22 protein-coding genes and 2 pseudogenes are annotated in these 19753 nt (G+C 60.7%); 8 read left to right on the top strand and 16 right to left on the bottom strand.

The features are described 5' to 3' along the window. Positions 1-513: 513 nt before the first annotated feature. Complete coding sequence (locus tag C7I85_RS29620; protein ID WP_106727580.1) at positions 514-909, top strand: outer membrane beta-barrel protein; 396 nt, start codon at positions 514-516, stop codon at positions 907-909. Positions 910-2136: 1227 nt separating this feature from the next. Here the strand turns inward: C7I85_RS29620 and C7I85_RS29610 are convergent. Further along, on the bottom strand, positions 2137-2490 hold the full coding sequence (locus C7I85_RS29610) for a hypothetical protein (RefSeq protein ID WP_106727578.1): 354 nt from the start codon (positions 2488-2490) through the stop codon (positions 2137-2139). Between the two features lie 590 nt (positions 2491-3080). Between C7I85_RS29610 and C7I85_RS29605 the strand changes: the two genes are divergently transcribed. Continuing rightward, positions 3081-3314 (top strand): hypothetical protein, encoded by a 234-nt coding sequence (locus C7I85_RS29605; protein ID WP_106727577.1) that lies wholly within the window; start codon positions 3081-3083, stop codon positions 3312-3314. A 58-nt stretch (positions 3315-3372) separates the two neighbouring features. Then, positions 3373-3974, top strand: a pseudogene (locus C7I85_RS29600) (transposase); the annotation flags it as partial. A 340-nt stretch (positions 3975-4314) separates the two neighbouring features. Here C7I85_RS29600 and C7I85_RS31950 read toward each other — a convergent pair. Beyond that, complete coding sequence (locus C7I85_RS31950; RefSeq protein WP_245445165.1) at positions 4315-4404, bottom strand: hypothetical protein; 90 nt, start codon at positions 4402-4404, stop codon at positions 4315-4317. Here C7I85_RS31950 and C7I85_RS31945 point away from each other — a divergent pair. After that, complete coding sequence (locus tag C7I85_RS31945) at positions 4394-4645, top strand: hypothetical protein (RefSeq protein ID WP_245445167.1); 252 nt, start codon at positions 4394-4396, stop codon at positions 4643-4645. The two genes, C7I85_RS31950 and C7I85_RS31945, sit on opposite strands and share 11 nt — an antisense overlap. Positions 4646-4818: 173 nt before the next feature. Here C7I85_RS31945 and C7I85_RS31940 read toward each other — a convergent pair whose 3' ends face one another. The 8 genes from C7I85_RS31940 to C7I85_RS29555 form a co-directional block, all read right to left on the bottom strand. After that, positions 4819-5160, bottom strand: a complete 342-nt coding sequence (locus tag C7I85_RS31940; RefSeq protein ID WP_106727576.1) for a type II toxin-antitoxin system RelE/ParE family toxin — start codon at positions 5158-5160, stop codon at positions 4819-4821. A 4-nt stretch (positions 5161-5164) separates the two neighbouring features. Then, positions 5165-5878, bottom strand: a complete 714-nt coding sequence (locus C7I85_RS29585; protein ID WP_106727575.1) for an ABC transporter ATP-binding protein — start codon at positions 5876-5878, stop codon at positions 5165-5167. After that, complete coding sequence (locus C7I85_RS29580) at positions 5875-6636, bottom strand: ABC transporter ATP-binding protein (protein ID WP_210203111.1); 762 nt, start codon at positions 6634-6636, stop codon at positions 5875-5877. The genes C7I85_RS29585 and C7I85_RS29580 overlap by 4 nt, the downstream gene beginning before the upstream one ends. Then, positions 6633-7619, bottom strand: coding sequence for a branched-chain amino acid ABC transporter permease (locus C7I85_RS29575; protein ID WP_106727574.1), 987 nt, complete (start codon positions 7617-7619; stop codon positions 6633-6635). The genes C7I85_RS29580 and C7I85_RS29575 overlap by 4 nt, the downstream gene beginning before the upstream one ends. A gap of 12 nt (positions 7620-7631) precedes the next feature. Further along, positions 7632-8504 (bottom strand): branched-chain amino acid ABC transporter permease, encoded by an 873-nt coding sequence (locus tag C7I85_RS29570; RefSeq protein ID WP_106727573.1) that lies wholly within the window; start codon positions 8502-8504, stop codon positions 7632-7634. A gap of 155 nt (positions 8505-8659) precedes the next feature. Further along, positions 8660-9931: an amino acid ABC transporter substrate-binding protein gene (locus C7I85_RS29565; protein WP_106727572.1), complete on the bottom strand. Its 1272-nt coding sequence runs from the start codon at positions 9929-9931 to the stop codon at positions 8660-8662. A 920-nt stretch (positions 9932-10851) separates the two neighbouring features. Continuing rightward, positions 10852-11319, bottom strand: coding sequence for an NUDIX hydrolase (locus C7I85_RS29560; protein ID WP_106727571.1), 468 nt, complete (start codon positions 11317-11319; stop codon positions 10852-10854). Between the two features lie 406 nt (positions 11320-11725). After that, positions 11726-12088, bottom strand: a complete 363-nt coding sequence (locus tag C7I85_RS29555; protein ID WP_106727570.1) for a hypothetical protein — start codon at positions 12086-12088, stop codon at positions 11726-11728. Positions 12089-12538: 450 nt separating this feature from the next. Between C7I85_RS29555 and C7I85_RS29550 the strand changes: the two genes are divergently transcribed. Then, positions 12539-13270: a class I SAM-dependent methyltransferase gene (locus C7I85_RS29550; protein WP_106727569.1), complete on the top strand. Its 732-nt coding sequence runs from the start codon at positions 12539-12541 to the stop codon at positions 13268-13270. 88 nt (positions 13271-13358) lie between these two features. On the opposite strand, the gene C7I85_RS32435 is transcribed toward C7I85_RS29550, so the two are convergent. The 3 genes from C7I85_RS32435 to C7I85_RS29535 form a co-directional block, all read right to left on the bottom strand. Continuing rightward, entirely contained in the window at positions 13359-13598 is a 240-nt protein-coding gene (locus C7I85_RS32435; protein ID WP_106727568.1) for a DUF982 domain-containing protein, read from the bottom strand. Positions 13599-13658: 60 nt separating this feature from the next. Continuing rightward, positions 13659-13943 carry a DUF982 domain-containing protein gene (locus C7I85_RS29540; protein ID WP_106727567.1) on the bottom strand — a complete coding sequence of 95 codons (285 nt, stop codon included), beginning with the start codon at positions 13941-13943 and terminating at the stop codon, positions 13659-13661. 604 nt (positions 13944-14547) lie between these two features. Continuing rightward, entirely contained in the window at positions 14548-14994 is a 447-nt protein-coding gene (locus tag C7I85_RS29535) for a hypothetical protein (RefSeq protein ID WP_146149011.1), read from the bottom strand. A 170-nt stretch (positions 14995-15164) separates the two neighbouring features. Between C7I85_RS29535 and C7I85_RS31295 the strand changes: the two genes are divergently transcribed. Continuing rightward, positions 15165-15329 carry a hypothetical protein gene (locus C7I85_RS31295; protein WP_181257459.1) on the top strand — a complete coding sequence of 55 codons (165 nt, stop codon included), beginning with the start codon at positions 15165-15167 and terminating at the stop codon, positions 15327-15329. A 316-nt stretch (positions 15330-15645) separates the two neighbouring features. Here C7I85_RS31295 and C7I85_RS29525 read toward each other — a convergent pair whose 3' ends face one another. The 3 genes from C7I85_RS29525 to C7I85_RS29515 all read right to left on the bottom strand — a co-directional run bounded on the left by C7I85_RS29525 (position 15646) and on the right by C7I85_RS29515 (position 18317). Next, positions 15646-17097: an inorganic triphosphatase gene (locus tag C7I85_RS29525; RefSeq protein ID WP_106727564.1), complete on the bottom strand. Its 1452-nt coding sequence runs from the start codon at positions 17095-17097 to the stop codon at positions 15646-15648. Positions 17098-17629: 532 nt separating this feature from the next. Further along, complete coding sequence (locus C7I85_RS29520; protein WP_106727563.1) at positions 17630-17935, bottom strand: hypothetical protein; 306 nt, start codon at positions 17933-17935, stop codon at positions 17630-17632. A gap of 115 nt (positions 17936-18050) precedes the next feature. After that, on the bottom strand, positions 18051-18317 hold the full coding sequence (locus C7I85_RS29515) for a GlsB/YeaQ/YmgE family stress response membrane protein (RefSeq protein WP_106727562.1): 267 nt from the start codon (positions 18315-18317) through the stop codon (positions 18051-18053). A gap of 209 nt (positions 18318-18526) precedes the next feature. Here C7I85_RS29515 and C7I85_RS29510 point away from each other — a divergent pair, with 209 nt between their 5' ends. Both C7I85_RS29510 and C7I85_RS29500 read left to right on the top strand, forming a co-directional pair. Beyond that, positions 18527-18922 (top strand): PRC-barrel domain-containing protein, encoded by a 396-nt coding sequence (locus tag C7I85_RS29510; RefSeq protein ID WP_106727561.1) that lies wholly within the window; start codon positions 18527-18529, stop codon positions 18920-18922. Positions 18923-19627: 705 nt separating this feature from the next. Next, a pseudogene (locus C7I85_RS29500) lies at positions 19628-19753 on the top strand (IS110 family transposase); the annotation flags it as partial.

The following is a 19753-nucleotide window of genomic DNA, read 5'->3' as shown; positions in this document are numbered from 1 at the left end:
GCACCACGCGGCAGCACCTGAATTGCTGACACGATCCTTTGTGCTCATCGTTAGAGCCTGGAGCTTGCTATCCGGGGTACTTTCTTGCGCTTGACAGTTCCCGCCCCAAAAGAGAAGCCCGCCCCGGCGAACCGAGGCGGGACAATCGCACATCAAACCAATCTTAGGAGGGAAGTAAAACGCCGCAGCTCAGCTGAAGTTCCGGAAAAAAACCCGCCCCGGAAACCGAGGCGGGCAACTGGGCGTAAGAAAATGATGTAGCATTACAGATGCAATATAGCTTTTATCCAATATTATGTCACGCGATAATAGAATAGCCCGCCTCGCGGGGACGAGGCGGGCTGCGGTGGCAGAAACTGCTACGTCTGTCACCTAATGACAATTGATATTTCTGCACCCGGAAAGTCGCAGCAGAAGTTCAACAGAATGTCGCCGATGTAATGGTGCCGACATCAACCGATTGCATATTTCTGCGCGACTGTATTATCCCTGCCCGCCTCGGGGATATGATTCATGAAAAGTTACATTATCGCTTCGGCGCTTCTCGTTGCCAGCATTACCGGTGCCCAGGCTGCCGACGTTGTCGTTCAGGAGCCGGTTGCCGCGTACAACTGGTCGGGTGTATATGTCGGCGCCAATATCGGCTGGTCGGGGTTGAAGAGCGACTGGCACGACATCGATGACGACTGGACCGGCGGCAGTTTCAAGGCTGGCTCGGACGGCATCCTGCTGGGTGGCGTGCTTGGCTACAATGTCCAGCTGGCCAACAATGTTGTTCTCGGCATCGAAGGCGACCTGGCCTACACCTCGAACAAGCGCAGCTTCGATGCTCCGGATTCACTCGTGAACAAGATGGATATGTTTGGTACCGTGCGGGGCCGCGTCTGTTCAACTTCGGTTAACGCTTAAGGCGAAGCTAAACCGGTCACCGCATCAAGGCGGCCGGAACCACCCGACAATCTTCAGCACCGATTCGCCCAGCATCACGACGCCGACGACGAAGCCGAGACAGCCCGCTGTCGGGCTTGCTGGTCAGCGTCCAAACGGAGTTTCTACGTTAGGCGTCTCCGACGCCTTGGGCTCGATATTCTGGCGATCCCGGTTTCGAAGCTGCTGTTGCTGCAGCTGGTAATTCTGATTCTCCTGCTCCTCTTGCTGAATGGTCTGTTGGTCCTGTTGGATTATGCCGCTTTGGGACTGCGGTTGCGTAGTCGTGCGGCTACCTGGCGTCATGCGGCTACCTGGAGTCGTAGGGCTGCGGCTTGGAACCGTTGTATGGCTCCCCATTGAGTTGAGTCCGCCGGCAAGAGCCGTCGCTCCGCCAACCGCCACCAACGCCAGCAGAGCGATCGACACAGCGTCACTGATTTTCCGAATAGTAGACATGTCAGCATGCCTTTCGGTTGGCACCTTCTGAACGGTGTTAGGTAGCGTCGTCCGCCGCCGATGCTATGAGGTGGGCGCATCACACGTTGGTGTTGTGCGGCGCCTCACATCAATTGTTGCAGCCGGCGCCGACTATTGTGGGGGCTGCGTTCTGAACCGACGCGCCACCACTCTTCAAAGACGATGTCCGAGATCCACATAGCGCAGATCCCGATCAGGAAGGCGGAAGCGAGAACGGCGCACTGAAACGCAAAGGCCGCCCGCCACATCTGTGTAGCCAACGACGTTGTTCCTCGCCGGGCAGCCATAGGAGGCAAGTCATGAAAGCAAGGGGCCGCTCTGACACCCAACAAGGAGCCTGGTGCTAGGTCGGAACAAAAGCGGCCACCGTGGGTTTGTCCTGCGAACCTGGCATGGCACTAGCGTTTCTTGCGCACGCTGGATGCCAGACGCCCGTCACCTTCGGTTCCGCATCGGAGGTGGCGGGCGCACCAGCGGCCTCGGCGGGTTTGGTTTATTTGGCTCCAGCGAGTCCCGCGGACAAGTCTTGCTGGATACCAAAGCGCCCGTCGTCTCATCGGAGGCGGCGGGCTTTCTGCGCGGAAACTTCAGCCGCCACAGTGAGTTTGGTCTTTGCCTTGGCTCCTTGCAGGCGGTGTCACGCCTGGGGAGCGAGCCCATCGTCTTTCCGCTTAGGGTCGGGTCGGGCGCTCTCCCGCCAGATGGATGGCGCAGTGAGCCAGAATCTATTTAGGTATTTTTCTTCGTGATTAGCGTCAGCGTTCCATCTGTGACCATGCTTGTGCCGACCACCTGGGCAGATGTCGCTCCTTTGGCGTCGAGCGCGGCTTTCGCCTCCGGGGTGGCGTCGATGCTAGTGCGGAGCTGCTGGAGATTGGCTTCGCCGGCCTGTGCGGCAATTTGTTCGACGTGTTTTTGTGCCGCTTGAGGCAATTCGCTGACATCGACAACATCGATGCGCCTAATCTGTGGTGCCTCGGGCGTAGCCTGCTTCGGCCGCTGTGGTGCTCGTGTCTCTTGTGCGTTCGCCGCTAGCAAGCTGATGAAGGTGATGCTCGCTGCCAGCATGATAGCTTTGCGCATGGGTATCCCTTTCCAGTTCGCCCCCGCCAGCCGGCCACCTCACAACGACAATGCGTCCAGAGGTCGCCACCCTCCGGGTCATTTCGTGACCATATGATGTCGACAGTATGAAGTGCGGCGAACGCGAAACTCCGAACATGGAGGGGCCGATTGACCGACATCGGCGCGTCGCCAGCGGCACTTTGGGGGCCGCTTGATGACCGTCCGCTTTCGGGAGGATCCAGCCAGAATGCTGCCGGGTGCATACTCATCTCGGAAGAAATAAACTCTCTGCCCTCACCCAGAATCAGACCAACCGCTGAGGCTCTAATCGCAGCCTGAAAGTTCCATGGCAGGTCACGGGGAGCCGAGCACAGCCGAAGATCACAAACCGCACTTGATAGCGACCGGAAGGATTCCATCGCCGACACCACGCGCTGCCAGTGCTCGCTTCGTCAAGCACACTGCTATCGTTCCGAAACTTCGCATGGACACAACTGTAGAATTTGACAGTAGTTGCTCGGCCACAGCTACCGTAACCTGCTGTGCAACGACATCGTGCGCTTTCGAAAATCAATCGAATCGCGGCATTGAGCGGAAAGGTATCGACTATGATTACTAATTTCGAATTTGTATTTCTTCCAGAAGATCATCCTGATCGTCTAGAAAACAGCGGAATGTCGAAGCTCTTTGTCAGTCGGCTGCGCATAAATTTTACCCGCCTCACCGATTTCGATGACATGAGCGACGTGGAGATCCTGCGTCAGCCCAATGTGTCCAGACAAATGGTCAAAGCCATTCGAGAAGCGCGCGCGCGTCTCGTATTTCCTGCCTCCGATCGGTAACCTTCCCGCCTTTACAGGCGCTCACCCTTCGGGTGTGGCGTCTTTTCTTATGCCACCGTCGCCCCCGCCCTCGGTGATCGGCATCGACGACTGGGCTTGGCGGCGCAATCATCGCTATGGCACGATCGTGTGTGACTAGAGCGTCGGCAGCCGATCCGACTGCTGCCGGACCGTGAGCCAGCGACGGCAGAGGCTTGGTTGCGGCGGACCCCCCAAATCCAGATCATTGCTCGCGACCGCGGCGGCGCTTACGGGCTGGCGGCAGCAAAGGCGTTGCCTAATGCAGTGCAGATCGCTGATCGATGGCATCTGATGGAGAATGCCAGCCGTGCATTCCTGGACTCCGTCCGCAAATCGATGCGCCAAATCCGCAAAACAGTCAGTGCAACGCGCATCAATCCCAAGCTGCTGACCGCGGCCGAACGCCTTCAATACGAAGGCTATCTCCGGCGCGAACAGACCAATGCGGCCATTATGGCGCTCGGAAAGCACGGTGTCGCGATCAAAGAAATCGTGCGCCGTACCGGTCATAGCTGCGGCTTGATCCGCCAAGTGCTCAGAGGGCAACGCAACGACGTCTTTCGGTCAAGAGAAAGTTCGTTGGAGCCCTATCTCGAACGGCTTGACGGGCAATGGGCTGCCGGCAATCGGAACGGCACTGTCGGGCTTTTGTTCGGCCGATGCGTGTCCACTGCTGTCGGGTTTGCGACAGAGCCCGGTCATATCGTCCGCACAAACAGGTGGCAGGCTGGGCTTGGTCGCTGCCGCTCGCGATGGCCGCGGTAGCGATCGTACTTTCGCGCACGACACTTACGGCCCGTGCGCTTCTGGTCCGACTCGCTGCCTTGACGGCACCGAAAGGTGGGCATTGCGCACTTGGCGGTGCTCCTGCCGTAGGATGAAGTGGCCCACAACCACGCCTGGGGCCGCACAAGAAAACTCAATGGCGACATGACATAGAGGGGCGCCGCGTAGTGCAGGCATCCAAGCCAGGCGCCGATCAGCCCCATGTCGTAATAGAGAGGCAGCCAACTGACGAACACGTCGGACGACAAATATTTGCGAGCAAGTTGGCATGAGTGAGCACCACGCCTTTCGGGTCGCCTGTGCTGCCCGACGTGTACGATCAGCGCAACGGCATCGGGACGGCTCGGCAGATCGACCGCCGGCTGATCTATTTCTACATCTGCGATGCACACCACCGCATCAAGGGTTCCCACCAACGGCGCAAGCGCCCCGGACAGTCGCTGCCCTTCCGGCATGGTGTTTTGCAGACGCCCTTGGGTTGCATATTCCGCTGTCGTTCGAAGTCGACGGGTCAGTATGCGTGACCATGGGGGCTGGTCAGTTCTGCAAGTGACGTCGTCCGCGGAGATGCCTGACCTGGATCTCGCCCCGTCACCTCCAAAACTCGCCCGTTGCCTATGCTCTCGAGCGCGACCGCTTCGTCTCGCAGCCAGCGAAGGACGGCATGAGACAGCCGCCACCATTCAGAAAAGCTGTTTCAGGCCGGCATTCCGCTGCGGCCACTGGACGTTACCATCCAAGGCAAGGGCATGAACACGTCTTCGAAGATACCCTTCTCCTTGGCAAACCTGACGAACGCATCGCGCGCCACACTCAAGGGGTAGTCGCTATCGAACGCCCGCTTCCACACCGCGGAATGACCTTTCAGGGGATGCAGCCGCAAGCCCGGTTGATTCAGGTCCTGCGGTTCCTTGGCCACATCAAGCATGGCCAGGATCATCCCGAGCTTTCGGGCATACGCCGATTGGATGCCTTTCGTTGACCCGGTGCGGTAGAAGGCTTCGCGGCCCTTGTGTCGAAAGCTCCACTGTCGGGATATCTCTTCAGGCGCCGCCCATATAGATGTCCATGATCTGGCGGTCGTCGCGCACGTCGCTTGGCGTCCCTTCGAAGCGTTTTTCGCCGGCAGCGAGGATGTAGAGCTTGTCGGCGAGGGGCATGGCCTCGCGGATGTTCTGCTCTACCATCAATATGCCGATGCCCTGCGCGGTGAGCCCGGTGATGCGCTCCAGGGTTTCGATCACCATGGCCGGCGACAGTCCGGCAGAGGGCTCGTCGAGCAGAACGAAGCGCGGCTCCGAAACCAGCGTGCGAGCCAGTGAAAGCATCGCCTGCTCCCCACCGGACAGCGATCCTGCCGCCGTGCGCCGCCGCCGCGCCAGGAAGGGATACTGGTCGATCAGCGCCTCGATGCGGCTCTCCACCAGCTGTGGGTCGGCAAGCGTGTAGCCGCCCATGCGCAAGTTCTCCATCACGGTAAGGCGCGGGAACACGCCGCCGCCTTGCGGCATCAGCACCAGCCCCTGCCGAACGACATCATGGACGGGAAGGTTGGAGAGCGTCGTGCCATTCAGGCTGGCGCTACCGCTCCACATCGGCAGCGCCCCGGCGATGGCCTTGAGCAGGGTGGATTTTCCGCAGCCGTTCGGCCCGAAGATGCAGGTGATCTTGCCGGCCTCGGCCGTCAACGACACGCCATGGACGATCTCCTGCTTGCTGTAGCCGGTGACGATGTTTTCGGCGACGAGCGTGGTCATTGCGGCCGCCCCAGGTAGGTCTGCATGACTTCCGAATTGCGTACGATGTCGTTGAAGGAACCGCTGGTGACCACGCGGCCGGAATCCATGACGATGATGCGGTCGCACACGTTGCGCACCATCTCCATGTCGTGCTCGATGATGAGGAAGGAAATGCCGCGCTCGCGCAGCCTGGCAATCGCTTCCAGTATGATCTTGCGGATGTTGGGGTGCACGCCCGCCGTTACCTCGTCGAGCAGGATGAGGGATGCCTGGCGCATGATGACGCGTCCGAACTCCAGAAGCTTCTGCTGGCCGCCCGAAAGGTCCGATGCCCGGTTGTCGGCAACGTGCACCAGCTTCAGCAGCCCTAGCGTCTCGGCGGCGCGCTCGTGGGCACCCTGCCAGTGCCCCTGGGCTGCGCCGGCCAGCAGGTTCTCGGTCACCGTCATGTTGTCGAACATGGCCGGAATCTGGAAAGTGCGGGCCAGCCCCAACCGGGCGATCCTGTGGGCGCTCATGCCGGCGATCTCGTGGCCGTCGAAGCGGATCTGGCCACGGTCGGGCTTCACCGTGCCCGCCACGAGGCTGAACAGCGTCGACTTGCCCGAGCCGTTGGGGCCGATTAGCCCGGCGATCTCGCGCCGGCCGACGTCGAGATTGACGCCGTTGGCGGCCTTGATACCGCCGAAGTAACGGTAGAGATCGCGCACGACGAGGATGGATCCGCCGCTCGGGCGCATTCCGTCGTTCGCGACTGCCTGTACGGTCTGGCTCACGAATGCCCTCCCTCGCCGTTGCCTACAAGCTTGTCGACGGCCTTATCCAGCACTGTGGCGGACTCGGCCGGGCGCTTTGCGAACAGGCCGGCGATGCCGTTGGGCAGGAACAGCACCACCAGCACGATCGCGGCGCCGAGAATGGCGATGTAGAATGCGGTGTCGCCCCAGTTCATCCAAAGCAGCCGGTTGATGACGAAAAGCCCGACGCCGCCGATTGCCGGGCCCCACAGGCTGCCAAGACCGCCCAGCAACACCATCACCACCATCTGGTCGGTGATGTCGCCGCCGAACACGCTCTTGGGGTTTATGAAAGTGACCCAATAGGCGAAAATCGAGCCGAACACCGAGGCGGTGACCGCGCTGAGCACGAAAGTCTGCAACTTCACCAGCGCGGTATTGATGCCCATCGCCTCCGCCGCCGGCTCGTGGTCGCGCAGCGCCTTGACCTTCAGCCCGAAACGAGAACGCTCGAACAGCGCCCAAGTGACGAGGTAGGTCAGCACGGCGGCTGCGAACATGGTGAAGTAGAAGAAGCGCTCGTCGAGGAATGGTGGCAGGTTCAAGCCGCCAATGCCTCCGGTGAAGCCCACCACATTGACGAACTGCGTCAGCACCTCAGCGAAGGCCCAAGTGGCGATGGCGAAATAGGCGCCGCGCAGCCGAAGCGTCGGCGCGCCGATAATGATGGCGAAGATCGCCGTCACCACGATGCCGGCCGGGATGGTGGCGAAGAAGGGCAGGCCGAGCGGGTCGCCCATCAGCAGCGCGCTGGTGTAGGCGCCAAGCCCGAAGAAGGCCGATTGGCCGAAATTGATGTAGCCGGCATAGCCGCCCAGCATGTTCCACGAACAGGCCAGCCCCGCCCACATCAGCGCGCCGGTGGCGATGCGCAGCCAGTAGTTGTTGACCAGTGCCGGGAGCAGCGCCAACACCACGATCGCCGCGATCAGCAGGACAAGGCTGGCCAAGCGGGACTTCATGTCGAGCCGCCCTCACAAACCCCGCTGGAGTATCCCGCGCGGGGACACCAGCAGCACCAGGAACAGCGTGGCGAAGATCGCCAGCAGCGAGTAGCTCGACCCCACATAGGTCGACACGAACGCCTCGATGACGCCTAGCAGCAGGGCCGCCACCAGCGCGCCGCCGACAGAGCCCAGCCCGGCGAGCACGGCGACGAAGAAGGCGAACAACGTATAGCGCAGGCCGACCTCGGGGTTGACCGAATAGATCGCCCCCATCAGCACGCCGGCCATGGCGGTGATGCCGGCATAAAGGCCGTAGACGTTGGCGCTGAGGCGGTGGATGTTGACGCCCATCAGCGCGGCGTTCTGGCGGCTCTCGGCCGTGGCGCGGATCGCCAGGCCATAGCGGGTGCGATAGAGAAATACGAACAGTCCGCCGGCGATGGCCACGGCGAACGCCGCCGCCGCGACGCGGATCAGCGGGACAATCACCGGCCCGATGCTCAGGCTTTCTCCACTCAGCGCAGTCGGTACGCTGTGGGTGTTGAAGCCCCAAGCGGTCAGCATGCCGCCGCGCAACAGCGTGAACAGGCCGAAGGTTAGCGCCAGCGCCATCAGTTCCGGCCGCGCAGTGCGGCTGTTGCGGACATTGTAGAGGACAGGCCCGATCAGGTAGCCGATCACCCCGAAAAGAACGAAGGCCACCGGGATGGCCAAGAAGCCGTCGAGGCCGAGCTCCGCAGCCATGTAGTAGGCGAGGTATCCACCCAGCACCACCCAGCCGCCGACGGCGAAGTCAATGACGTGGAGCACGCCGAAGGTGAGCTGGAAGCCGATCGTGAAGGTGGCGATGACGCCGCCGATCAGAAGGCCGTTCAGCAAGGTTTGCAGGAAGAGATCCAATGCAGGAACCGTCCATCAGTCAGGAAACCGGATGGCATGCTTCATGCGGCGGTCTGGCGGCTGCGCGCTGCGGCATGGTGGTCTTGCCGCGTGCAACCGTAGTCGCAATTAGAACGGCGTGGGCGGCCGGGCCGCCGTGTCCGCCCCGGATACGCCTATTTCCAGGTCGGCAGCGGATAGGTGAGCGCGGCCGCCGCAGCGTCCTTCGGCCCGACCGCGACCGTCTTGCCGTCCTGGATCTGGATCAGCACCGGCACCGGCTGGATGTTATCGTGGTAGTGATTGCCGTCCTTCTCGAACTTGATCGGCCCGTAGAAGGTGTGGATGTCCGTTTCGGCGATGGCGTCCTTCAGAGCCACGCGGTTCTCCGGCTTGAGCGCGGGCTTCTTGCCCAGCCGCTTGATGGCGTCGCCGAAGACCAGGCCGCTGGCCGCGCACGCAGCCTCTGTATAGTCGGGCTCGTGCCCCGACTTCTTCTTGGCTATCTCGGCGAACTCCTTGGCAGTGCCGAACAGGTCGTCCTTGTAGGGCACCGAGGGCAGCCACACGGCGACGCCGCAGGTACCGTTGGCATCCGCGGCAAGCGCCTGTGCGAAGGCCGGGTCGGTGACGCCGTAATGCATGATGAGCGCCTTCGGCCGGAAGTCCAGCGACTTTGAGGTCTTGACCACGTTGATCAGCGGCTCCTCGTGGCCGCCAACGGCGACGATGTCGGGCTTGAGCGCGGCGATCTTGGAGATCACGGGCGTGAGGTCACCCTCTGCCGGCACCAACTCATAGGCGACGAGATCGAGGCCCGCCTTCTTGGCGCCGTCGCGGAAGCCTTCGCCGGTCTCCTTGGAGAAGGGTTCGTTGACGCTGATCACCGCGATGGTCTTGGCGGTGGGGTTCGATATCTTGACCAGCACCGCAAGCGATTTGCCGGCGGTCGTGTCCACGGCCGGGATGATGCCGAAATTGAACTCGGGCTTGGCCTTCCAGACATTGGGAGACTCGGCCGAGCCAGAGATCATCGGCACCTGGTATTTTTGGCAGATTGGCTGCACCGCGATGGTCGATCCGCTGGTATAGGGGCCAAACAGCACGTCGACCTCGTTCTGCACGATCAGTCGTTCGGCCGCGTCGGCGCCGGTTGCGGGGTTGCTCTGGTCGTCGCCATAGAACATCTCGACCTTGAAGCGGTCGCCGCCCACCTCCACGCCGCCCTTGGCGTTGATGGCGTCGGCCCACAGGTCGTAACCGCGCTTGGTGAGGTTGCCGCCCAGGATGTTGTCACCGGACAGGGAGGTGATGACGCCTGCCTTGAAGGTCGGCACCTGCGCTCGCGCCGTCCGTATGAACGGCATTCCCAGCGCGCCTGCCGCCAGGGCGAAGGCACTCCCGCCAAGGAACCGGCGGCGCGAAAAGCCTCTTGTGCTGGTGAACATAATGCAAACTCCCTTCATCCGGTTATCAGATTGGAAACTGGCACTGATTTCATACCAGCATATGTCCGTAGCCGGTGCAAGAATTGCTTACATTCGCATGGAAGAGGCAGGTCGCATTCGGAGGCTGTATTTGCGCGGGCCCGCAAACCGGGCCGGGCGTGGGCACGGCCTCGGTCGGCCGCCTCATGTAGGGAAGGCGCGGATTCGAGAACACCTGGTCGTGCAGGATTAGGCGAAACAGCCGGAAATCCTCATCGGGCATCGCGTTCGGGCCGAGCTTTTCTAGCCTTGTACGGGGCCTCGTGCTGGTAACGCCTCTGTGTGCTTCGACTTTGCTTGGCCAGTTAAGCGAAGGGTAACCTCGACTTGACAGCGCCGGTGTCACGCTTTGCACGGCAGCCATAGCGATGCAGCGTGGAAATGAAACTGTCCCTGGCCGTCGATGTTCCGAACTGCAACAAAGCGCCGTCGCCTCCGGAGGGCGCGACGGCGCTTCGGTGACGAACGAGACGGCTTTGGCCGAGGAACTCAATCGCTACATCGCGCAGCGCACTGCCTGGCGGATCGTGCCTGGCGGTGATCTGAGACAGAAGCAGAGGCGCCCGCCTGAGAGATAAGCACACCGCCCCCAGTTGTGCGAGTTTCCTGGGAGCGGCCAGAGGCTCGGTGGTTTGCCGGGAGGAGTGTTTATCGAGTTTCGCTTGCGTATTACGAACCCTGCTGCGCGGCCTTTTGCTGACCTATGGGGAACGCAGAATAAAGGCCAGCCGACTAGGGTGAGGCGACGAGCTACCGCCTTCGACTGATCACCTTTTGGATAAATTGCGGACCGCTCCATCCGGTCGGATGCTCAATATCCCCCAAAGGCGCCGGCGGCGTGACGTTGGCTCGGGGGGCCGATCGGGTAGAGTAGGTCGACTTCACGCCGCCAGCACCACGCTATCAACCGTCAAAGTGTTGAGCAGTGCGGCCAAGGCAGGTTCGTCGATCAAGGCTGCGGCATCCTTGGGGGCAAGCCATGTCCGTGCACGCTCGTGGCTTTCCTTCCAGTCTTCGAGAACATGCTCGACGGCCAAAAGATAGGCGGTCACCTCGACGAGGACGAACCCGCTTTTGATCCGCTTCCAGTAACGATAGCCACCCGCTGCCGCCTTGAGAACGCGGCCGGCGATGCCAGCCTCGTCCCTGGCTTCGAGCGCAGCCGCCTTTCGACTACTCTTGCGCTTCATCGGCCAACCCTTGGGGACGATGAACCTTCTCGTTGTGCGAGAGGTGATCAGCATCACCTGCAGTTCGCCGCCATCAGTCACCCTGACGGGAATTGCCGCCACCTGCCGGATTGGCTTTCCCTTGATCGCGTGTCGAATTGCTTTTTTCTGGGCCTTCATAAGCCCCTAGAATAGCGCAAGGGGGCCGCTCTGACACCCAACAAGGAGCCTGGTGCTAGGTCGGAACAAAAGCGGCCACCGTGGGTTTGCCCTGCGAACCTGGTATGGCACCAGCGTTTCTTGCGCACGCTGGATGCCAGACGCCCGTCACCTTCGGTTCCGCATCGGAGGTGGCGGGCGCGCATTCTAGGAACACCAGCGGCCTCGGTCTTGCTGAAGCCTGGTGCCCGTCGTCTCATCAGAGGCGGCGTCACGCCTGCGGAGCGGGCCCGTCGTCTTCCCGCTTAGGTCGAGCGCTCTCCCATCGCGTGTTGCCGGCAGATGAACGGCGCCGTGAGCCGACCGAGACCTATGGGCTCACCAGGCAAAAAAGCCCCGGCAGAAGCCGGGGCAGCAGAAAACCGAATTAGGTATTTTTCTTCGTGATTAGCGTCAGCGTTCCGTCTGTGACCATGCTTGTGCCGACCACGTGGGCAGATGTCGCTCCTTTGGCGTCGAGCGCGGCTTTCGCCTCAGGGGTGGCATCGATGCCGGTGCGGAGCTGCTGGAGATTGGCTTCGCCGGCCTGTGCCGCAATTTGTTCGACGTGTTTCTGTGCCGCCCGAGGCAATTCGCTGACATCGACAACATCGAAGCGCTGAATCTTTGGTGCCTCGTGTGTAGCTACCGGTGCCTGCTTCGGCGGCTGCGGTGCTGGCGTCTCTTGTGCGTTCGCCGCCAAGACGCTGATGAAGGTGATGCTCGCTGCGAGCATGATAGCTTTGAGCATGGGTATCCCTTTCCAGTTGGCCCCCGCCAGCCGACCACCGCACAACGACAATGCGACGAGAGGCCGCCACGCTCGGGGTCATTTCGTGACCATATGATGTCGACGGCATGAGATGCAGCGAACGCGAAACTCCGAGCGTGAAGGGGCCGACGCTGCCATCTCCATTTTTTAAGATGAGAGCGTTACCCGTGCGGACAAAGCGGACTTCGTCGGCCAATGGACCGGACGGCCACGTTTGACTTCTGTTCGAACGTGGCCGATATCTTCCGCATGGTTGAGAAGGACACTCATATTGTTGCCCGGCTGGCCGGCATCCCTTCGGCGGGATGCCGGGACGCTGATCGCGCAAACTAGCAACGCGGATCGCCATCCTCGGCCTCGCCCAATTCGGACGAGGTTTCTTGCCGTGAGAAAAAATGCCTCGTCCTCCATGTTCCTCAGGAGATGACTATGGCACAAAACATCTACGACAATTCTGATTTCTTTGCTGGTTACAGCCAGTTACCACGACAAGTGAATGGCTTGGACGGCGCGCCTGAATGGTCTGCCATCCGAGCGATGTTGGCGGACTTGACCGGTAAGCGGGTAGCCGATCTTGGCTGTGGCTTCGGCTGGGCCTCGCGCTGGATGCGCCAACAGGGAGCGGCATCGGTCCTTGGCTTCGATCTGTCGCATAACATGATCGACCGTGCGCGGGCCGATACCAATGATGCGGCCATCAAATATCGCATCGCCGATCTGGAAATCCTAGAACTGCCCGAGGCTGCGTTCGATGTAATCTATAGCGCTCTGACCTTTCATTATGTGCAGGATTTCGGGCGTCTCATCGTGATGATACACGCAGCGATGGTGCATGGTGGAGATCTCGTCTTCACCATCGAACACCCGATTTTCATGGCGGCAGCTCATCCGCATTGGACGCGTGACGAGGACGATCGTAAGACCTGGCCGGTGAACGGCTATTCAATCGAGGGTGAGCGCCGCACAGACTGGTTCGCCAAAGGAGTGCTGAAACAGCACCGGACGCTTGCAACGACGATCAATACGCTGATTGAGGGGGGCTTCGGAATACGTCGCATTGAGGAGTTCGCCCCCACGCCGGAGCAGATCGAGCAATTTCCGGCGCTGGCCGAAGAGTTGGAGCGTCCCATGATGTTGCTAGTATCTGCCCGTAAACCATGAATCATGCCTGCCGCCCGTCCTCAGGGATGGGCGGCAGGGATAGCGCATGACGCGCATCAACGCATGCGCGGAGGGCGGTTGCCTGACCTCAGTGCACCAAAATTCCAACCTCCTCGGCGGCTTCCTCAAAGGCCTCGCGAACCTCCAGTGGAGTGGCTTGTCCGTCCAGGAATCTGAGACAGGCACGACGCGCCCTGGACTGACTGAGACTGTCTGGTCCCGGCCAATGATGCAGAAGGAAATCGCCCACCTGGATGACATCAGCGACGCAAAAGACACTGCCGTCGGAAAGCGTCACCGGAACGGGAAAGAACAAGCCGCGATCCATCGCAACATCACCTCCCCGCGTCAACGCTGATGCGGGGATTGTGGTTGCAAGAGATCAGCGTTACAGCCACTCCCGTACAGCCTCGGTCATGGCAGCCGTGAGCGCATCGGGCACCAGGATACCTCTCGCCCGCGCAAAGGCCACAAATGCAACGCGCGCGGCTCCAACGTTGCCATCATTGGTCAACGCGCTATGGCAATTGCTGAGTGCCTGGGCATGCCCCGGTCCACGGCTCCCGCCCCATTGGTTCAGCACATCGTACGCTTGTCCGACATTCTCGATCACTCGGGGGGAGCCAACGCCGACATAAATCTCGACAGGCTGAGAGAAACGCTTGGCGTTCATGAAGGGCTCCCTTCGGCTGGAACACGGGTTGATGTGGAAGAGCAGAGGTTACCGCAAGCGGCACCGATTGAGCGATTTGGCTCTCGGTTGCATCACGTTCCGTCAAAGGTGGAAACGATATGAGCGCCTGTTCGCGGCTTACTGACTGATGCGCCCGGATTTGCGCAATATTCTTCATACGCGCAATTGCTCGCTTCGGTTCGCCCCGGCGGGCTTTGCGCCGTCACAGACCAGACGCAGACTGCTCGAAGATCGATCTACCCGTCGCATCATTGGTAACAGCGAGGGTTCGACCATTGCTCGCATGGCGATATATCGTCGACCATGTTGCTCTTGCGCCTGATGAGCGAGGCCGTGCCAATTGCTAAGGCAGCAATGACGATGACCAGCACAATCAGGCGTAAGGTCATCGTCTGGCTCATGGGGCGGTCACGTCGATCCTGGTGACAAAAGGTCAGCTCAACAGCAGGGCTCCGCGGCAACTGCCAAGGCATGCTGCCGCAAAGCAAACCAAGATCGTGCCAGATCGCCGGTCGATGACAAGTCAGGCAATGCAGTGAGCGTGCAATGAAAACCCCTGGCTTGTCACGGTCCGCCGGCCGCCCTAGTCGCCCCGCTCGATCTTTCGCTTTTTCTCAAACAGGATCTGCGCTGCCTGGATCACACCGATCGCCTCCAGGATTGTCTCCGCAAATTCGCGGTCGGAGAAATCATCTACGAAGCCTGCCGCTTCGTTCAGGAAATAGACGACATCTTCCTGGCTTCCGCCGTCATTTGCCGGCGTCACAGAATAATGAATCTCATCGCGATAATCGCGGATCATCGCGGCGGCGCGTCGAAGCAGGCCGGTGCGCTCCGCCATGGTGAGGTGGGGCACCTCGGTGGCGGCTTGGATCAACTCGGAGATGAAGGCGGTAGTTGCGCTCATGGTCAGATGTAAGCGTATAACGACAACGCCCGCAATCGGACTTGTCCGTCGCGGTGCCACTGTTTTCCCCGACATGATCTGCATTTGGTTCTGAGATAATTTGATGACGCTAACGGTAGCCATCTTCGCCCATGTAGCCCGTCTCGTCCCCCAAGGAGGCGGGCTGTTTCATCGTGGCGAAGCGAGCCGCTAACCCTCTTTGACGGCCGATGATGGACCCCTGATCGGCTCCCCCCACAACGGTGCGTTTTCCGCCTCTCGCGTCGGAATAGGAACCCGACGATACGCGCGAGATGAGGGACACAGCGAACTGCGTCCCGGCCACCATGCCCATCACAACGACGGTCTATGCGAATGTCGGCTACGCTTGGAAAAAGCTCGACGCGTCCAGCCCGCCCTATAACGCGCTGTCCGGCGACAAGATCAACGTCACCGCAGGCTATAAGCACTCGTTTTGATCGTTGCCGGCTTGGAGCTTCCGGTGCAACAGCGGCCTGCGACATGGTCATTGACGATGTCTGCTCCCGGCGGAGACAAAATTCGCCTCTACGGCCGAGATGGTGAAGGGTTTCTGTGCTGAACTTCGGCTTCCCACCCGATGCAAGACTCGGCATCCTGACGTTCGAGGTCTGGATCGGCCAAAGATTGACTACTCATAGATCGGACGAGGATTTGTTTGTCGGCTTTCGACGATTAATGCCCTTAACGGCTAGCATTCCATCCCGCGCCGGAGCCATCGTCTTTGAGCCTTTTAGTCCGCGTAGCCGCACCGGTTCAACGCCAGAAGCGCTTCGCGTCGACAAAGTGCTCGTGTGCCTCTGCCGCCTCGTGCAGCAGCTTCTTCTTGTCGGCCGCGCGGGAAAGACCCTCCGCCCCCGCCACGTCCGACAGTTTGAGCGCCGACAGCGTCGTGGAAGCGGTGACGAGGTCGTTCAGACCGCCGAGTTGGTCCTGAAGATGTTCCATGGCCGCGATGAAGCGGCGATGGCGTTTGGCTTCCTTCTTGCTGTCGTAAAGCGGTCCGAAGAACTCCGCCGCATAGCGCAGTTTTTTAGCGGCTATGCGCAATTTGTGGCGGGTTTCGTCATCGACATCGGTAAGGTTTCTGCCCTTCTTCGCCACCTTCTTCCAAAACTTGTCGAACACGGCAGAGGAAAATTCTTTCGCCGGCGCCTCGAGCGTCGCTTTGCCCGACTGGTCACGTTGCCAATCGCTGCCGGAGATCCACTCGGCAGCATCGATCATCAAGGCGCGGGCGCGCGAGGAAGAAAGGGCCGCCTCAACCTCTGCATAGGCGTCGTTGCGGGCGCCCTGCAGGCGGTCTGAGAGTTCCTCCCCCCTCGCCCGCTCGATCATGACGTCGATATCGCGTGCATCGCCGGTCTCGCGGGCAAGCCAGCGCAGTTCGTCGCGGATATGGTCGAAACGGCTGTCCTCGAACAAAGACTTGCCAATTGAGAGCAGCGCGCGCAGTCGTCGGAGCGACACGCGAGCCTGATGCAGGACTGCCGCGTCGCGGGACCAGCCAAGGGCAATTTCGTTGAGCCGAAACTGCCTGAGACAGGCCGCTGCGATCTGTGCAAAGGCCAACGCCGCAGTCATGTCGTGCGTGAGCGGGATTGTACTTGCCTTAATGGCACCGGGCGCTGGTCCCAGCAGGCGATAGCCACGCTCTGCTTTGCTCAGCACTCCAAGGTGACCAGGCGTGATCCTGTCGACCCGGCGGGCGAGCTGGAACAGGGCGCCTAACGGGCCTGCTTTGCTTTCGAACTCAAACTCGCATAGCGGCGCCTCACGGTCGGCTGCGACCACTTTCCCAATATCCAGGACGACTTCGACCGTGGCATCGCCTTCTGTCACGGTCCAACGATGCCGTTTGACATGAACCTCGAACAAGGGCGCGAGGTCCTGACTGCAGCCCGCCAGCAGGGTATGGACTTGCGGATTGTCAAGAACCGGCGCATCGCCTGGGACCGGTTGCTCCCACTCCCCGCGCGCGAGCAAACCGGCGGCGCTTCCATTGCCGGCTTTGAGAGTTTGTATCCTCTCGTTCCCCGACTGCCGGATGCGAAAGGACATGCCGCGGTTGAAGAGGTCCCATTTGGGGGTGTCAAAATAGATCGACTTCTGCTGAAGGATCATCGGCGAGAAATCGAAGGGATTTCTCTCAAGGAGCGATGCCGCACCCGTTGGTGACAGTTCGAACTTCAGTTCCCTTTCCGGCATGACGCCCTAGCCTCACCGCCGCCGCCTCGGAAGATAGCGGTGCAGCGTGCAAATAAAACTGTTCCTGGCCGTCGAAGTTCCGAACTGCAACAAAACGCCGTCGTCTCCGGAGGGAGGCGACGGCGCTCGGCGTCCAGCAAGATGTGTCCGCGGCACTCGCTGGCGCCATGGCATCGCAGAATAACTCATCGCGGCGGCTGAAGTTCCCGCGCAGAAAGCCCGCTGCCTGCCACAAGGTGAGACGACAGGCTCTTGTCATGAAGTTGCGCCGAAAGGGCTCATGAACGAGCGCAGCAATTTGACCCGCCGATCAGGCCATTGTCCCGGCCGTCGGTCCTGATCCGCTTGCTTTGGTGGGCTTGGCTTCCGTGGTGGCTTCCGCGGTCGTCACGCTTCGTGCATTTGGCTGGCTTTCGACGGCAGTCATGACGCTAACGGCCGCAGCGATGATTGTAACGAGTTTTCTGCAGCTCGGGTGAAGGACGCGGCCGTGCTGCCGGATGCAAGATCAGCTAACCGTGGCTGTTCGAAATCACTCCAAATCCGGCGCTTGGGCGGGCCGGCCAAGGCCCATGATGTCGGGCGAGGAAGCCGACCTTGCGGTTTGACGCTTCTCGATCTCGTAGGTGAGCCAGCGGCAGAACATGCCAACGATGGAGGCTACTGCTCCTAGGAGCAAGCATGCCGTCAGAGCTACGCTTTCCTTTGCGTGCTGCCAGCTCACGAACGCCAGCAGAAGCACGCTCACGGTCGAAATGAGATACCCGGTACCCTTCAATTTGTGTAGCGCGGAGCTTGTCACGAGCGCCTCCGTCCGGTTGTCGATGAACAAATCCATGTCCCCGCGCCCTCCCACGGCCGCCCCGCCGAGAGGCGGCTTTTTATCTTGAAGGTTCTGCGGGTTACGACTCTTGCGCAGAAATTTCGTCGTCTCTAGCCGTGGAACCTTCCGGTCACTCGGCAGATCCGGGTCGTCTTCCCACCAGCCCATGGTAGAGCCATAGCAGCACGACTGCGCCGATGAGCGCCACGATGAGGCTCCAGATGTTGAAGCCCGTCACGCCGGCCGCGCCGAAGAAGTTGAACATGACACCGCCCATGACGGCCCCGACGATGCCGAGGGCGATGTCCACCAGGATCCCTTGGCCTGTGCTGTAGACGAGCGAGCTAGCCATCAAGCCTGCAAGCAGACCGAGAGCGATCCAGCCGATGACCAACATCGCGATCTGTCTCCGTTTCCGTTGTCGCTAGCCCGCCACTCAAGGCTCGCTACTCCAACAGCTAAGGACGGCTACCGTTCCGCTCACTCCACGTGCGCGAAGCCCATGGCCTTAGCGTGAACGATAGTCGCCCTGGCGATTTGGAACAACAACTGGGCGTCCGGGTTAACGCTGGCATCTCGGCAACAAGAGAAGAATGGACGGAGGTCATGCGCAGGATCCTGATCGCATTCACCACGACAGTTCCTTTGATCTGCGCGGCTCACGCGCAAACTACTGAAAGCACCGGCACTCAGACGTTCGTTGCCGCAAAGCCAACAGATGTTCTCAGCTACAACCTCATTGGGCTGAAAATAAAAAACGGCGCAGATGACGATGTTGGCGAGATCAAGGATCTGGTCCTCTCCCAACACACGCTTGCAGGGTATGTTGTCTCTGTTGGCGGCTTCCTCGGAGTGGGAGAACATTACGTCGTTGTCAGTCCCGAGGCGGTGAAGATCACCTACGACGAGAAGGACAAGCGGTGGAAAGCGACGATGGACGCAACCAAGGACCAGCTCAAGGCCGCCCCGGAGTTCAAGTATGAAGGCCGCTGGAAGCGGTAGATCAATTCACCATCCCGCATCGAGACCGCCTCGGCCTCAGGGGCGGCTCTTGTTTGCGTTTCTTGCCGGCATCTCAGTGGGCGGCCCCCATGCGCGCCGGCCAGGCGGCAAACTGGCACGATGCCGGCCAGATCCGACCCAAGGAAGACGGCGCACTAAAGCGCAAAGTGAGCCCGCCGACCTGGGTGAGGCGACGGGCTCCTGACATGAAGCTGCGCCCGGAGGGCTCGTGAAACGAGCGCAGCAAATCAACGCGGCGACCGTGTTAACGTTCCCTCGCGAGCTTTCTGCGCTGCTCTTGCGCTGCTTTTGTAGGCGGACCGCTATTTCCACGATTTCCTCGAACCTTCGACCGCCGGGGGGTGTAAAGCGACAAGATCCTTGCGGCTGCCTCGTTCCTGTCACCCTGGTCGGCGATGCCGAGTATGTCGACGGCGCGCTGCACGAGCGCGTCAAGCATGTCCAGTTCTTCGGATGAAAAGCTGCGTTGGAGGGAGAGATAGCTGCGAAATGACACTCCTCCAGATGCCGGGATGATACCCCCCTTCCAGTTCTTCGCCCTTTGAGACGAAAAATGCTCGCCGTCGGACTTGGAGAGCGGCGAGCAAAAGTCGCACCGAAGGTAAGCGAAACGATTGGGCCTTATTGAGGTTCCGAAAAGATCAAAAAAGAGATCGGATGATTGGGGCTCCCGTGGCGCTCCCGCTCTACAGTGGGCTTGCGGCAGCGGGGTACCCGGTCATCTGCGTCGAGACGCGGCACATGAAGGCGGCTCTGTCAGCTCAGATCAACAAGACTGACCGCAACGACGCGCGCGGCATCGCCCAGATG

Origin of the sequence: Pseudaminobacter soli (ex Li et al. 2025), from assembly GCF_003012705.1 — a bacterium.
In the GTDB taxonomy this organism is placed as follows: Bacteria; Pseudomonadota; Alphaproteobacteria; order Rhizobiales; family Rhizobiaceae; genus Pseudaminobacter; species Pseudaminobacter soli.
This window is presented reverse-complemented; position numbering and strand designations above follow the sequence as displayed.